Annotated in this window: 15 protein-coding genes; 7 read left to right on the top strand and 8 right to left on the bottom strand. The window is 74.8% G+C overall.

Annotated features, from left to right (window positions below):
• Positions 1-2 precede the first annotated feature (2 nt).
• Positions 3-233 (bottom strand): DUF3107 domain-containing protein, encoded by a 231-nt coding sequence (locus tag HH311_RS03240; protein WP_169182094.1) that lies wholly within the window; start codon positions 231-233, stop codon positions 3-5.
• A 128-nt stretch (positions 234-361) separates the two neighbouring features.
• Complete coding sequence (locus tag HH311_RS03245) at positions 362-1,027, bottom strand: ferritin-like fold-containing protein (protein WP_169182095.1); 666 nt, start codon at positions 1,025-1,027, stop codon at positions 362-364.
• 448 nt (positions 1,028-1,475) lie between these two features.
• Here HH311_RS03245 and HH311_RS03250 point away from each other — a divergent pair, with 448 nt between their 5' ends.
• From HH311_RS03250 to HH311_RS03270, 5 genes are all read left to right on the top strand, one after another.
• Entirely contained in the window at positions 1,476-3,047 is a 1,572-nt protein-coding gene (locus HH311_RS03250) for a DEAD/DEAH box helicase (protein WP_312029915.1), read from the top strand.
• A gap of 7 nt (positions 3,048-3,054) precedes the next feature.
• Positions 3,055-4,458, top strand: a complete 1,404-nt coding sequence (locus tag HH311_RS03255; RefSeq protein ID WP_169182096.1) for a PQQ-binding-like beta-propeller repeat protein — start codon at positions 3,055-3,057, stop codon at positions 4,456-4,458.
• Positions 4,459-4,521: 63 nt separating this feature from the next.
• Positions 4,522-5,472 carry an alpha/beta hydrolase gene (locus tag HH311_RS03260; RefSeq protein ID WP_312029916.1) on the top strand — a complete coding sequence of 317 codons (951 nt, stop codon included), beginning with the start codon at positions 4,522-4,524 and terminating at the stop codon, positions 5,470-5,472.
• Entirely contained in the window at positions 5,469-6,314 is an 846-nt protein-coding gene (locus HH311_RS03265; protein ID WP_169182097.1) for an oxygenase MpaB family protein, read from the top strand. Before HH311_RS03260 ends, HH311_RS03265 begins: the two co-directional genes overlap by 4 nt.
• Entirely contained in the window at positions 6,311-7,600 is a 1,290-nt protein-coding gene (locus HH311_RS03270) for an aminotransferase class V-fold PLP-dependent enzyme (protein WP_169182098.1), read from the top strand. Before HH311_RS03265 ends, HH311_RS03270 begins: the two co-directional genes overlap by 4 nt.
• Before the next feature lie 28 nt (positions 7,601-7,628).
• Here the strand turns inward: HH311_RS03270 and HH311_RS03275 are convergent, their stop codons facing one another.
• The 6 genes from HH311_RS03275 to HH311_RS03300 form a co-directional block, all read right to left on the bottom strand.
• Positions 7,629-8,153: a hypothetical protein gene (locus tag HH311_RS03275; RefSeq protein ID WP_169182099.1), complete on the bottom strand. Its 525-nt coding sequence runs from the start codon at positions 8,151-8,153 to the stop codon at positions 7,629-7,631.
• A 37-nt stretch (positions 8,154-8,190) separates the two neighbouring features.
• Entirely contained in the window at positions 8,191-9,042 is an 852-nt protein-coding gene (locus tag HH311_RS03280) for a PD-(D/E)XK nuclease family protein (protein ID WP_248291995.1), read from the bottom strand.
• A gap of 11 nt (positions 9,043-9,053) precedes the next feature.
• Positions 9,054-9,911 (bottom strand): PHP domain-containing protein, encoded by an 858-nt coding sequence (locus HH311_RS03285; protein WP_169182100.1) that lies wholly within the window; start codon positions 9,909-9,911, stop codon positions 9,054-9,056.
• Positions 9,912-9,980: 69 nt separating this feature from the next.
• Entirely contained in the window at positions 9,981-10,490 is a 510-nt protein-coding gene (locus HH311_RS03290) for a PH domain-containing protein (RefSeq protein WP_169182101.1), read from the bottom strand.
• 57 nt (positions 10,491-10,547) lie between these two features.
• Positions 10,548-10,706 (bottom strand): hypothetical protein, encoded by a 159-nt coding sequence (locus tag HH311_RS03295; RefSeq protein ID WP_169182102.1) that lies wholly within the window; start codon positions 10,704-10,706, stop codon positions 10,548-10,550.
• A 67-nt stretch (positions 10,707-10,773) separates the two neighbouring features.
• The gene (locus HH311_RS03300; RefSeq protein WP_169182103.1) at positions 10,774-11,289 is read right to left on the bottom strand and encodes a MaoC family dehydratase; all 516 of its coding nucleotides are present in this window, start codon (positions 11,287-11,289) and stop codon (positions 10,774-10,776) included.
• Positions 11,290-11,674: 385 nt separating this feature from the next.
• Here HH311_RS03300 and HH311_RS03305 point away from each other — a divergent pair, with 385 nt between their 5' ends.
• A complete protein-coding gene (locus HH311_RS03305) occupies positions 11,675-12,763 on the top strand; it encodes a magnesium and cobalt transport protein CorA (RefSeq protein ID WP_169182104.1) in 1,089 nt (362 codons plus the stop codon).
• A gap of 93 nt (positions 12,764-12,856) precedes the next feature.
• Positions 12,857-14,359, top strand: coding sequence for an MFS transporter (locus HH311_RS03310; protein WP_312029917.1), 1,503 nt, complete (start codon positions 12,857-12,859; stop codon positions 14,357-14,359).
• The last annotated feature ends 356 nt before the right edge of the window (positions 14,360-14,715 follow it).

Raw genomic sequence — 14,715 nt, forward strand, 5'->3', positions numbered from 1 at the left:
ACCTAGGTACCTACGCCGAACCCCACCCGGCGCACCTCGGCCGGTGCGATCTCCACGTAGGCGATCCGGGTCGACGGGATCAGGTAGCGCCGTCCCTTGTCGTCGACGAGCGACAGGGTGCCGCTCGACCCCGACAGCGCGCCGTCCACGAGCTCCGCCACCTCGTCGGGCGTCTGCCCGCTCGAGACCACCAGCTCACGCGGGCTGTCCGCGACGCCGATCTTGACCTCCACGCGACCCTCCGGTCTGCTCCGACTCCCCGGCCGTCACCCTCTCGACGACCGGTGCGCCCGCGCAGGCTAGTCCAGAACGTGCAGCGGGGCGGGTCGCCCACCGGCTCGTCCGCGCAGGGCGAACGCCGTCAGAGCCCGAGCGCGGCGACCCGCTTGTTGTGCTGCGACTTCAGGCGCTTGAGGACCGCGGCCCGCGACGCGGCGGCCCCGCCGTCGTCACCGCCGTCGGACGGCCCCTCCACCACCGCCGCCAGCCCCGGGTGCGCGTCGAAGGCGGCGACGACGGCGGCGAGCGCCTCGCCCAGCAGGCGGCGCGCCCACATCGCGAGCCGCGCGTGGACCTGGGGGTCGGCGCACGCCTCCCGGATGCGGGCCTCGACGAAGGCCCCGTGCCCGGCGTCGTCGATCACGTCGCGGACCAGCGCCGCCTCGTCGCCGGAGAGCCCCTCGAGCGCCTCGGCCTGCAGGTCGGTGACGAGGCCGCGTCCGAGCGCGGTGGCGACGAGCGCCTCGGGCCAGTCCCGTGCCCCGACCGAGCGCAGCAGCGCGTCGACGCGGGCGACGAACGGGGCCATGGCGTCGAGCACGTCGACGCCGCGGGCGGCGAGGTGGTCGCGCACCCGCACGTAGTGGTCCATCTCCACCGCGGCGAGGGTGGCGAGCTCGGCGCGGCCGCCCAGGTCGGGGGCGCGCTGGGCGTCGGCGGCGAGCTGGGAGAACGCCGAGAGCTCGCCGTAGGCCACGAGCCCCAGCAGGGCCGTCGACCCGTCGTCGGAGGACAGCGCACCCGTCACGACGGTGCACCCTAGGCGCCACACCCCCCGCGGTGCTGCCGTCACCGCCCCGGTGCGGGTATCATCACCACTGGTCCGAGCCGGTGACACCCCCACTCGACCGATGTGGCCCCGACCGGGGCCGCTCCCCCACGCACCGTCCGTCGCCGGCTCCGGCCTCTCACGGACGCGTCGCCGGTGGGCAGACGGTCCATCCGACGCCCGTGGGACGCATCCAGCGCGCGGGCGCCTCGTCGGCTCTCCCGCCCAGGGTGACGTCGCGACGACGTCCCCGTCCCCGCCCGGCCACCGAGGCCCGGGCCCGGGGTGGCGGTCGAGCCAGCCGGCTCACCTCGCGTGCACGAGCCGCGAGGAAGGCAGACCGCTGACTACCGACACCACCACCGAGACCACCCCGGATCCCCGGCAGGAGGATCCCCAGCCGGCCGACGAGGTCGCCACCCAGGCCGTGGCGACCACCACGTCGTCCGAGACCGCGCCCACGTTCGCCGAGCTGGGCGTCGCCCCCGAGATCGTCGAGGCGCTCGCCGCGAACGGCATCGAGCGCACCTTCGCCATCCAGGAGCTGACGCTGCCGCTGGCCCTCGCCGGCGAGGACGTCATCGGCCAGGCCCGCACCGGCACCGGCAAGACGCTGGGCTTCGGCATCCCGCTGCTGCAGCGCCTCGGCACCCCGACCGAGGACGGCACCCCCCGCGCCCTGGTCGTCGTGCCCACCCGCGAGCTGTGCCTGCAGGTCGCGAAGGACCTCGAGGGCGCCTCGAAGGGCCTCGGCACCCGCGTCGTCTCCATCTACGGCGGCCGGCCCTACGAGCAGCAGATCGCGGCGCTGCAGTCCGGCGTCGAGCTCGTCGTCGGCACGCCGGGCCGCCTGCTCGACCTCGCCCAGCAGGGCCACCTGGTGCTCGCCAAGATCGGCGGCCTGGTCCTCGACGAGGCCGACGAGATGCTCGACCTGGGCTTCCTGCCCGACGTCGAGCGCATCCTCGGGATGCTCCCGGACAAGCGCCAGACGATGCTGTTCTCGGCCACCATGCCCGGCCCGATCATCACGCTGGCGCGGACGTTCCTCACCCAGCCCACGCACATCCGCGCGGAGCAGGTCGACGCCAGCGCCATCGGCGAGCGCACCGCGCAGTTCGTCTTCCGCGCCCACGCGCTGGACAAGGTCGAGATCCTCGCCCGCACGCTCCAGGCCACCGACCGCGGCCCGACGATGGTGTTCACCCGCACCAAGCGCACCGCGAGCAAGGTCTCCGAGGAGCTCGCCGAGCGCGGCTTCAAGGTCGGCGCGGTCCACGGCGACCTCGGCCAGGGTGCTCGCGAGCACGCGCTGAAGGCCTTCCGCACCGGGCGCATCGACGTCCTGGTGTGCACCGACGTCGCGGCCCGCGGCATCGACGTCTCCGGGGTCACGCACGTGATCAACTACCAGTGCCCGGACGACGCGAAGACCTACATCCACCGCATCGGCCGCACCGGCCGCGCGGGAAAGACCGGCATCGCGATCACGCTGGTCGACTGGGACGACCTCCCGAAGTGGAAGCTCATCTCCGACGACCTCGGCCTCGGCGCGCCGGAGCCCCCGGAGACCTACTCCAACTCCCCGCACCTCTACCGCGACCTCGGCATCCCCGAGGACGCGACGGGGCGGGTGGCGCGCCGTCGCCGCCCCGCCGAGGAGGAGGACGAGGACGGCGAGGCCCCCGCCACCCCGAGCGGGGACGAGGCCGAGGCTGCCGGCCGGAACCGCAAGCGGCGCGCGCGCTCGCGCACCCGCCGTCGGGCCGGCGAGGTCGTCTCCGGGCCGGCCGGCGAGTCCGGTGACGGCACGACGGGCGACTCCGACGAGGCCTCGGCGGACGAGACCGGTGGCGCCGCCGAGGGCGCGGACGACGACGGCCGCTCGCGGCCGCGCCGGCGGCGCCGGCGGGGGCGCGGTGGCCGGGCCTCCGGGAGCGGCGAGTCCGCCGCCCCCGAGTCCGCCACCGTCGCGGCGAACGGCGCGGGCGAGGACTGAGCACGCGGTGACGGCCCCGAGCCGCAGCCCGGGCGGCCCGGCCGGGGACGACGTCGAGGATCCCGACGAGGGCCGTGGTCCCGACCGTCGCGCGGTCTGGTGGCCGCGCGCGGAACGACGGCGACGCGCCGACCTGGTGGCCATCGCGCTGCTGGTCGTCGCGGCCGTCGTCGGGACCGTCCTCGTGCTGCGCGCCGGCGACGAGTCGGCGACTTCGCTGCGACCCGCGACACCGCCGCTCGCGCCGGTGAGCCCGGGGCCGGTGCCGACGGCGCTGGTCCCGGCCTGGCGGGCGGCCGACCCCGCGGGGGCCCCGCCCGGCGCGGATCTGCTCGGCGGCCCGGTCGTCGAGGGTCCCGCCGTGGCCGTCGGCCGGACCGACCCGGACGGCAGCGGCGTCGTCACCGGACTGGACGCGGCCACCGGCGCGCCGGCCTGGGAGTACCGGCGGCCCGAGCCGCTCTGCACGCTGGGCAGCGGGTTCGGCGAGGTCATCGCGCTCTACCGCACGACGTCGCCGGTGGGCACCTTCTGCAGCGACGTCGCCACCATCGACCCGTCCACCGGGCAGCGTGGTCCGACGCGCAACGCCGACGTCCGGCCGGGCACGCGCCTGCTCGCCGACGGCTCCCACGTCACCGCCACCGGGCGCGACTACCTCGAGGTCTGGCGCGACGACCTCGTCGCCACCCTCGAGTACGGCGCCCTGCCGACGCCGGTCCAGTCGACCCCGCAGCCCCGCGCGGCCTGCCCGCACTCGTCGATCGCGGCGGGCGCCGACGCGGTCGCGGTCCTGGAGCGCTGCCCCGGCGAGACCTCGGACCGGCTCTCGGTGGTGTCCGACAGCCCCGCCGAGTACGACAAGCCCGAGGACCGGTTCAGCGTGCTCTCGGGCGTCACGGGCGGCCGCCTGGTCGCGGTCGCGGACGACCGCGTCGCCCTCGAGGCCCCGGACGGGACGCTGCGGCTCTACGACGGTGCCGGCACCCCGATCGGCACCGTCGGGCTCGGCCCGGCCGCGGGCCCCGTCGGGCGGGCGGCGCAGGAGACCGCCACCGACCCGCCGGGCCAGACCACCGGTGTGCGGCTCGCGGGCCCGGTCCTGCTGTGGTGGACCGGGACGGCGACGATCGGGCTCGACCCGTCGACGCTGCTGCCGCGCTGGACGCTGCCGGGCACGCTCGGGTCCGGCGCCGCGGTGACCTCCGACGTGCTCGGGGCCCCGACGACGGTGCTCGTGCCCGTCCCGGGTGGCCTCGCGGTCGTCGACGCCGCCACCGGCGCGGCCCGCTCGACGATCCCGGTCGACCGCGGCGCCGAACCCCCCGGCCCGGTCGGGGTCGAGGTGGTCGGCAGCACCGTCGTCGAGCAGCGCGGCGCCACCGTCGTGGGCCTGCGACCCCCGCGCTGAGGCGACCCCACCGGCGACCGCTGCCACACCGCGGACCGGCCCCGATGCGGCACACTGTCGCGGGTGGCCCCGGCGCGTGAACCCCTCCCGGTCCGCGTCGACGAGGCGCCCCCGACCGGGCCCGGCACCGGCCAGCTGACCCCGCACCACGCCGCCCGCATCGACCTCCCCACCCCGACCGGCCCGCTCGCCGCGCTGCGCGCCGAGGCCCGCCCACGGGCCGACGACGAGCCCTGGGACGCGGTGGCGGTGCTGGTCCCGGGCTACTCCGGGTCGAAGGAGGACTTCGCGCCGCTGATCGACCCGATCGCCCACGCCGGGATCGGGGTCCTCGCGCTCGACCTGCCCGGCCAGTACGAGTCGCCGCCGCTGCCCGGGGAGCTCGACCACCGGCCCGGCCCGCTCGGGCTGCTCGTCGCCGACGTCGTGCGGACCGAGGCCGCGGCGGGACGGACGGTCCTGTTGCTCGGGCACTCCTTCGGCGGTCTCGTGGCACGGGCCGCCGTCCTGTCCGGCGCCCCGGCCCGCGGCCTCACGCTCATGGACTCCGGGCCGGGCGAGCTGCCGATGGGACCGCGTCGCAGCCGTCTCGACATCCTCGAGCCGGTGCTGCGCCGCCGCGGGCTCGACGCCGTCGTCGCGCTGCGCGAGGAGGCGGGTGACTGGGAGGCCGCGGACCCCGCCGTCGCCGCGTTCCTGCGCCACCGGCTGGCCAGGTCGTCGCCCGCGGCGCTGCTCGGGATGGGCGACGCGCTGCGCGGCGAGCCCGACCGGGTGCCCGAGCTCGTCGCCGCGCTGCGCGGCCGCCGGCTCGCCACGCTCGTCGTCTGCGGGATGAACGACGACGCCTGGCCGGTCACCACCCAGCGCACCATGGCCGACCGCCTGGAGGCCGAGTTCGCGGCCGTGCCCCGCGCCGCGCACTCCCCCAACGTCGAGAACCCGCAGGGCCTGCTCGACGTCCTGCTCCCCACGTGGCGCACCTGGCTGCGCGAGGACACGCTGGAGCCATGACGTCCTGCGCGCTCCCGGCGGATCCCGAGCTCGGGTACTTCGGGCCCGGCAGCGCGACGTGGAAGGTGATGGCCGACCCGGCGGCGGGCGCCGGCGGTCTCGCGGCGCTGTTCGTGCAGGCGCTGCACCCGCGGGCGATGGCCGGGGTCGCCGAGCACTCGGACTTCTCCACCGCGTTCTGGCCGCGCCTCTCGCGGACGGCCGAGTACGTCATGACCGTGACCTTCTCGCCCCGCGACCGGGTCGACGCGGTCGCGGCGAAGGTCCGTGCGGCGCACGAGTGGGTCCGGGGCGTGGACCCGGTGACCGGCCTGCCCTACCGGGCCTCGGACCCGGACCTGCTGCGGTGGGTCCACGTCACCGAGGTGTGGGGGTTCCTGGACGCGGTGCGCCGCGCCGGGGCGGGGCTGTCCGACGCCGAGGCCGACCGGTTCCTCGCCGAGCAGGTCCGGGCGGCGGAACTGCTGGGGGCCACCGACGTCCCGGCGAGCCGGGCCGAGGTGGCCGACTACTTCGCGGCGGTGCGCCCCGAGCTGCGGGCCTCGGGCACCAGCCGGCACGCGGTCCTGCGGCTGCTGGCTCCGCCGATGCCGACGCGGGTCCAGCTCACCACCCCCGCCCGGCCCGCGTGGACCGCGATCGCCACCCTCGGGTTCGCGCTGCAGCCGCGCTGGGCGCGCCGCATGCACGGGCTGCCCGGCCTCCCGACCACCGATCTCGCCGCCGACCTCGCCGTCCGGGCCCTCCGCACCGCCGTCCTCGCGCTGCCGGAGACCTGGCGGCACGGGCCGACCGCCCGCGAGGCCCTCGCCCGGGGACGCCCGGTCGGGGACGCGGCGTGACCACCCCCGACGTCGGGACCCGGTTCGCGGCGCGGGCCGCGGAGCTCGACGCCGCCGACCCGCTGCGACCGCTGCGGGACCGGTTCGTGCTCGCCGGCGACGTCGTCGCCTACTTCGACGGGAACTCCCTCGGGCGCCCGCTGCGGGTCACCGGCGAGGCGCTCGCCGCGTTCACCGCCCACGACTGGGGCGAGCGGCTGATCCGCAGCTGGGACGAGGAGGTCGGGGCGAGCGGAGCGACGGGGGGAGGCTGGGTGGATCTCCCGGCGGCGCTGGGCGACCGGCTCGGCGCGCTGCTCCTCGGCGCGGCGCCCGGCCAGACGCTGCTGGGCGACTCGACCAGCGTGTGGCTCTACAAGCTCGCGCGGGCCGCCGTCGACGCGGCCGACCCGGCCCGCGACGAGATCGTGCTCTCCGACGACGACTTCCCCACCGACCGCTACCTGCTCGAGGGCATCGCCGCCGAGACCGGGCGGCGGCTGCGGTGGATCCCGACCGACCCCGCGGGCGGGGTCTCCCCCGAGCAGGTGGCGGCGGCCGTGGGGCCGCGCACCGCGCTCGTCGTGCTCTCCCACGTCGCCTACCGCTCCGGCTTCCTCGCCGACGCCGCGACGATCACCGGGCTGGTGCACGACGCGGGAGCGCTGGTGTGCTGGGACCTCTGCCACTCCGTGGGGTCGGTGCCGGTGGCGCTGGACGCCTGGGGCGCCGACCTCGCCGTCGGGTGCACGTACAAGTACCTCGGCGGCGGGCCGGGCTCACCGGCGTTCGCCTACGTCGCCGCGCGCCACCACGAGGCGCTGCGCCAGCCCGTCCAGGGCTGGTTCGGGCGCGCCGACCAGTTCGCGATGGCCGCGGGCTACGTCCCGGCCCCGGGCGTGCGCCGGTTCCTCTCCGGGACGCCGCCGGTGCTCGCGCTGGTGCCGGTGCGGGCGGGGCTGGACGTGTACGCGGAGGCCGGGATCGGGGCGGTGCGGGCCAAGTCGGAGGCGCTCACGGCCTTCGCGGTGGAGATCGCCGACGAGGTCCTCGCCCCCCTCGGCGTCGAGCTCGCCTCGCCGCGGGACCCGGCCCGGCGCGGCGGCCACGTGACGCTGCGGCACCCGGACGCCGAGGCGGTGGTGGCGGAGTGCCGGCGCCGCGGGGTGGTGCCGGACTTCCGCGCGCCGGACGGGATCCGGGTCGGGCTGGCGCCGCTGTCCACGTCGTTCACCGAGGTGGCGGCGGGGCTGTCCGAGGTGCGCTCCGCGCTCGTGAGCACCAACTGTCGGTATAGCGACAGTTAGTGCTCACGGGCGCGAAGCGCACCTCTACCTATCGCCACCAGAACAGCGTCAGCACCGCGAGCACGTCGACCGGCACGACGAGCGCGGCCACCGTCGCCGCCCACACCGGCGTCCGCCGCCACGCCGCGAGCCCCGTCGCGGCGAGCGCCACGACCGCCCCCACGACGTGGCCCACGAGGACGCCCCACCCCGGCCCCACCGCGCCCAGCACGAGCGGCGCGACGACCACGACGAGCGTGAGCACCATCAGCCCGCCGGTGAGCACCCGCGCGGCCTCCACGAGCCGGTGCAGCGCGGTGGGCCGGTGCTTGCCGATCGGGCGCCCGAACGCACCGGTGCGGACGCCCGTCACCACCGTCGGGTAGGCGTCCGGCACCGCCTGCAGGCGGCGCGGGGTGGCCGTGCGGGTCGCCTCGGCGGGTCGCGTCGGGTCCGTCGCGCCGCCGGTCTCCCCGGTCGACGGCGCGGGTGCCGTCGGGACGCCCGCGGGCGGCGTGGGGATGCCGTCCGGGGGCGTCGGGTCGTCCGGGGGGAGCGCGGCGTGGCCGGTCATCGGGGGCGGGTTCCTCGCAGCGGGTTCGGGAGGGTGGTCAGGGGGCGAGCAGTGCCCACGGGGCGAGCGGCGGGGCGGCGGCCCGGCCCTCGGGACAGTGCCGGCGCACGTCGCAGCGGGCGCACCGCGGCCCCGGGGAGGGCGGGAAGAGCGCCTCCGGGTCGCCGCCCGCGGCGAGCGCCGCGTCCGCGGCCGCCATGTCGACCGCCGACTCCTCGGCCCGGCGCCGGTGGCGCCCGAGGGAGGCCTCGTCGTGGACGGTGCTCGCGACCGTGCCCGAGGGCAGGTGGTGCAGCTCGACCCGGCGGCACGTCCGCCGCAGCGTCCCCGCCGCGGCCAGCGCGTAGAGGGCGAGGGCGCGGGAGGACCGGGCGTCGTCGGGCGAGGGCACTCCGCGCCCGGTCTTGTAGTCCACGACGACGGCCTCGCGGGCGCCGTCGTCGCCGGTCGCGGCGTCGATCCGGTCGACGCGGCCCTCGGCCACGATGCCGCCGATCGGGGCGGCCACCCACCGCTCGACCCCGAGCGGCTCGCCGAGGCCGGCGCCGTGCTCCTCGACGTACCGCGAGACCCACCCGCGGGCCCGCGCGCGGTACTCGCCGGCCTGGGCGTCGTCCCGGAACCCCTCCGAGGACCAGTGCCGTTCGACGAGCCCGGCCGCCCGCTCCGGCGAGCGCCGGGCCGCGGGGAGCTCGAGGAGCGCCCGCAGCGCGTTGTGGACCACGGCGCCGAGGGTGGCGTGCGCCCAGGCGCCCCCGCGCGGCGGGGCCGGGCGGTCGAGGTAGGTCATGCGGTAGCGGCGGCGGCAGTCCTCGAAGACGGCGAGCCGGGCGGGGGTGACCTTGACCAGAGGAGAGGGCATGTCCTGGAGAGTCAGCTGCCCGCTCATCGGTTCCGAGCTTATTGCCCACCGACCACGACGTCCGCACCGGTAGCCCGCGCGACGAGCGTGTCGAGCGCCTCGGGCGCCGTCGTCTCCGCCGCGATCCGGACCGTCTTGCGGGTCCCGTGGTAGTCGCTGGACCCGGTGACGACGAGGCCGAGGTCCGCCGCGAGCGCGCGGAGCCGGTCGCGGTCGGCCAGCGAGTGGTCGGGGTGGTCGACCTCCACGCCCACCAGCCCGAGCGCGGCCATGTCGACGATCACCGACTCCTCGACGACCCCGCCCCGCTTGCGCGCCCACGGATGCGCCCACACCGGGACCCCGCCGGCCGCGCGGATGACCCCGATGGCCTCCGCGATCGGGGTGTCGGCCTTCGGCTCGTAGTAAGGCCCGTCCTTGTGCAGGAACGTCTCGAACGCCGCCGGCACCGACTCCACGGCGCCGAGGTCGACCAGCGCCTGGGCGACGTGGGGCCGGCCGACCGGCGCGCCGGTGCGGGCGGCGATCGCCGCCGGGTCGACGTCGTACCCGGCGGCCCGCAACCGCTCGGTCATCACCCCGACGCGCCGGGACCGCTCGCCCCGCAGCCGCTCCTGGTCGGCCAGGACCGCCGGGTCCGCGGGGTCGAAGAGGTAGCCGAGCAGGTGGGCCGACACCTCGCCCCCGCGCCCGTCGGGGGAGCTCGTCGAGAACTCCGCGCCGCGCAGGAGCCGGACGCCCGCCGGGACGGCCGCCGCGGCCTCGTCCCATCCCGCCGTGGTGTCGTGGTCGGTCAGCGCGAGCGTGGTGACGCCCGCCGCGGCGGCCAGGCGAACGACGTCGGCCGGGGCGTCGGTGCCGTCGGAGGCGGACGAGTGCAGGTGGAGGTCGATCACGGGCCGGGGGTACCCGGCGTCGTCGGCGTCCTCGATGTCACGGCGTCACGGGCTCAGGGGCTCAGGGCCTCACGGACGGCTGGGCGTCTGCCGCTTCTCACCGAACACCAGCTCGGAGATCGCCTCGTAGACCTCTTCGGGGTCGGGGAGGAAGTCGATCCGGTTGAGCGCCTGGATCTGGCCGGCGGACTCGATGACCATCGTCCCGTAGCCGAGCATGCGGCCGTTGAGGGTGCGCTCGAACGTCAGGTCGGTGACCTTCCCGAGCGGCATCATGCCGACCTTCTGCGTGAAGACGCCCTGGGTGAGCATCACGCGCTTGTCGGTGATGACGACCTTCTCGACCCACCACTCGCTGACCTTGTAGCAGGCCTTGACCAGCACCAGCAGGCCGCCGTACCAGAGGAGGTTGGAGAGCACCGGGCCCTCCGGGAGCAGCGCCGCGGCCACCATGAGGATCACCATCAGGACGGTCGCCTGGATGATCTCGTTCATGATCACGACCCAGTGGCGCCGGAACCGGATGACCCGCCGCTCGGTCGGCAGGACGTACTCGTCGACCTCACGAGGTGCCAGCACGGCGGTCTCCCCTCCTGCCCCGACGCGGGGCCGAGGGAAGCGTACCCCGCTCCGGGGTCAGAACAGGTGACGCAGGAACGTGATGATCGACAGCGCGATGTCCTCGAGGAAGTGGAGGATCTCCAGGACGAAGTTCGCCGCCTGGGCCGGCGCCGAGATGATCCAGAACAGCACGAAGATCACGACGATCGCGCCCACGACCTTCTTCACGTCCACGCCGCCGGAGCCTAGGCCCAGGCCGTGACCGACCGTGACCGACACACCGGAGCGGGTGGACCCCGGTTCAGCGCTCCTGCGGCACCGGGCGGTTCGGCTGCTCCGCGGCGAGCGCGGCCTCGGCCGACTCGGTGACCGGTCGCTTGGGGACCATCACCTTGCGCCGGTAGATGCAGACCACCACGCCGTCCTGGTTGTAGCCGATCGTCTCGACCTGGACGACCCCGCGGTCGTTCTTCGAGCTCGACTCCTTCTTGTCGAGCACGGTGGACTCGCCGTAGATCGTGTCGCCGTGGAAGACCGGCTTCACGTGGCGCAGCGACTCGACCTCGAGGTTCGCGATGGCCTTGCCCGAGACGTCGGCGACCGACATGCCGAGCAGCAGCGAGTAGACGTAGTTCCCGACGACGACGTTGCGCCCCTGCTGGGTGCCCTCGGCGTAGTGGCTGTCGAGGTGCAGCGGGTGGTGGTTCATCGTGATCAGGCAGAAGAGGTGGTCGTCGTACTCGGTGACCGTCTTGCCGGGCCAGTGCTTGTACGTGGCACCGACCTCGAACTCCTCGAAGTACCGACCGAACTGCACGTGTCCACTCCCTGAACGTCGAGACGTCGTCGTCGTGCCCGGGCCGTCCGCGCAGCGCAGCGCCCGTGACGACCCGTAGGATGGACCATCGTGTGAACGCCCGTGTACGCACGGACGCGTGACACGTGTGACACCGGGACCACCCCGGCGACGGCCCGGCCGTCCTCGGTGGGGTCCGTCAGGAGCCCGCGGCGGGACGACCGAGGAGGTGGACGTGGCCAGGACCGACCAGCAGAGCGCCGATCCCGGAAGTACCGGCCGCGTCCTCGCGAGGGGCCGCTGACGACGGCACCGGCACCGTCGTGGTCCCCGCCAGCGACGCGGCGATCCGTCCGAGATCCCGCTGACCGGCCCCGGGCCGGTCGAGCCCCCACGGAGACCCACCATGCCCGCTCTCCCGTCGCTGCGCCCCACGGTCCGCGGCCGCCGTCCCCGCGCGCTCGACAAGGACGTCCACGTCCCGCACGTCCCGCTGTCGGCCTTCGTCGTCGACTGCGCGGTCTACGTCGACGGCAAGCGGCTCGAGGGGCGGTGGAACCACCGCGAGGCGATCGAGGAGGTCCGCCGCCGCGAGGAGGGCTTCGTCTGGGTCGGCCTCCACGAGCCGGACGCCGAGCAGATCGACGACATCGCCGAGGTCTACGGGCTGCACCCGCTCGCCGTCGAGGACGCGGTGCAGGCCCACCAGCGGCCGAAGATCGAGCGCTACGACGACATGGTGTTCTCGGTCTTCAAGACGGTCCGCTACGTCGCGCACGCCTCCCCCACCACCGCGAACGAGATCGTGGAGTCCGGCGAGCTGATGTGCTTCGTCGGGAAGGACTTCGTCGTCACCGTCCGGCACGGCCAGCACTCCGGCCTGCGCCGCGTGCGGCGGATGCTCGAGGACCAGCCCGAGCACCTCGCGCTCGGTCCGGCCGTGGTGCTGCACGCGATCGCCGACCACATCGTCGACGCCTACCTCGAGGTCTCGGCCGCCGTCGAGGGCGACATCGACACCATCGAGGCCGAGGTCTTCGCGCCGTACTCCGAGCTCGGCGCCGACCAGATCTACCTGATGAAGCGCGAGGTGCTCGAGCTGCGCCGGGCCGTCCAGCCCCTGGTGGCGCCGCTACGCCGGCTCTCCGAGGGCTACTCGCCGCTCGTGCCGACCGAGGTCCGCAGCTACTTCCGCGACGTCGACGACCACCTGGTGACGGTCTCCGAGCGGGTCGCCCAGTTCGACGAGCTCCTGACGACGCTGGTCGACGCGGTGCTCGCGAAGATCACGCTGCGGCAGAACAACGACATGCGCAAGATCACCGCCTACGCGGCGCTGCTCGCCGTCCCGACGATGTTCGCGGGCATCTACGGCATGAACTTCGACTACATGCCCGAGCTGCACTGGACGTTCGGCTATCCGCTGGTGATCGTCGTGATCCTCGCGATCTGCGGGTGGCTCTTCCGGACGTTCCGCCGCAACCGCTGGCTGTAGCCGGGATCTTCACCGCGGCTTCACGGCTGCCCTTCACCTCTCCGTGTGGTTAAGCTCACCGCGTGTCATCGGCGGACAACGCGGGAGGCTCTCGTGACGGCGACTGAGGGGACCGACCAGTCGGGGAGCGTGCGCTCCCTCATCCCCGCCCGGATCGACCGATTGCCCTGGTCGCCGTTCCACACGCGGATGGTCATGGCCCTCGGGTCGTGCTGGATCCTCGACGGCCTCGAGATCACCATCGCGAGCAACGTCGGGGAGAAGCTGTCGGACTCCTCCCGGCTGGGCATCTCGACGACGGCCGTCGGCCTGCTCGCCACGGTGTACCTGATCGGACAGGTCGTCGGCGCCCTGGTGTTCGGCCAGATCTCCGACCGGCTGGGCCGCCGGAAGCTCTTCTTCATCACGCTGGCGATCTACTTCGGCGGCAGCGCGGCCACGGCACTGACCCTGGGGTCGGGGGCCGGAGCGATCACCTTCCTGTACCTGACGCGGTTCGTCGCCGGCGCCGGGATCGGCGGGGAGTACGCCGCGATCAACTCGGCGATCGACGAGCTCATCCCCGCGCCCTACCGCGGCCGCACCGACGTCATCGTCAACGGCACCTACTGGGCGGGGGCGACCATCGCCGCGCTCATCCAGATCCCGCTGCTCTCCGGCGCGATCTCGCCGACGATCGACTGGCGCATCGCGTTCCTCGTCGGCCCCGTGCTCGCCATCGTGATCATCTTCCTGCGCCGGTCGGTGCCCGAGAGCCCGCGGTGGCAGATCATGCACGGCCGCGGTGAGCAGGCCGAGGAGTCCATCGCGTTCATCGAGCACGAGGTGCAGTCCACGACCGGCAAGGACCTCGAGCCGGTGGACGACACCCGGGCCATCGAGATCCGGCCGACGCCGCAGGCGGGCTACCTCACCCTGCTGCGGATCCTGTTCCGCGAGTACCCGGGCCGCTCCACGCTCGGCGCGACGCTGATGATCACGCAATCGTTCCTGTACAACGCGATCTTCTTCTCGTACGCGATCGTGCTGACGCACTTCTACCTCGGCCCGGACGCCGACACGTCGATCTACTACATCCCGTTCGCCATCGGGAACTTCCTCGGCCCCCTGCTGCTCGGACGGCTGTTCGACACCTGGGGCCGACGTCAGATGATCGCGGGCACCTACCTGCTCGCCGGGGCCCTGCTGGTGATCACCGCGTTCCTGTTCCAGGCCGGGGTGCTCAACGCGACGACCCAGACGATCGCGTGGTGCATCATCTTCTTCTTCGCCTCGGCCGGGGCCAGCGCCGCCTACCTCACGGTGAGCGAGATCTTCCCCATGGAGGTGCGGGCGAAGGCCATCGCCGTGTTCTTCGCCATCGCCCAGGTCTTCGGCGCCGTCGCCCCGCTGATCTACGCACTGATGATCGGTAGCGAGGACAACCCCAGCCGGCCGGGCCTCTTCTGGGCCTACATCCTCGGCGCGGTGGTCATGATGATCGGCGGCATCGTGGCGGCGGTGCTGGGCGTGGCCGCCGAGCAGAAGTCCCTCGAGGACATCGCCACGCCGCTGTCGGTGGTACGCGCGACCGGGGTCGGGGGCGTCGGAACGTAGGGCGCGCTGCCGGTCGGCGAGACCCTGGAGGTCCACTCGAGGCCGGTGCCCGGGTTCGCTGCCGGCCGAGTGGGCCTCCATGGCTGCCCGCACGACCGTGGAGGTCCACTCGGATACCGGCCCCCGGGTCGCTGCCCGCCGAATGGGCCTCCATGGCTGCCCGCACGACCGTGGAGGCCCACTCGGATACCGGCGCCCGGGTCGCTGCCCGCCGAGTGGGCCTGTAGGGCTGCCCGCACGACCATGCAGGCCCACTCGACACCGGCGCGCCCCGGCGCACGACCGCCGGAGTCCACTCGACACCGGCGCCCAGCCATCCCACCCGCCGAGTGGGCCTGCACGGTGCTTGCGATCTG

This window comes from Actinomycetospora sp. TBRC 11914 (genome assembly GCF_012933465.1).
Lineage (GTDB): Bacteria > Actinomycetota > Actinomycetes > Mycobacteriales > Pseudonocardiaceae > Actinomycetospora.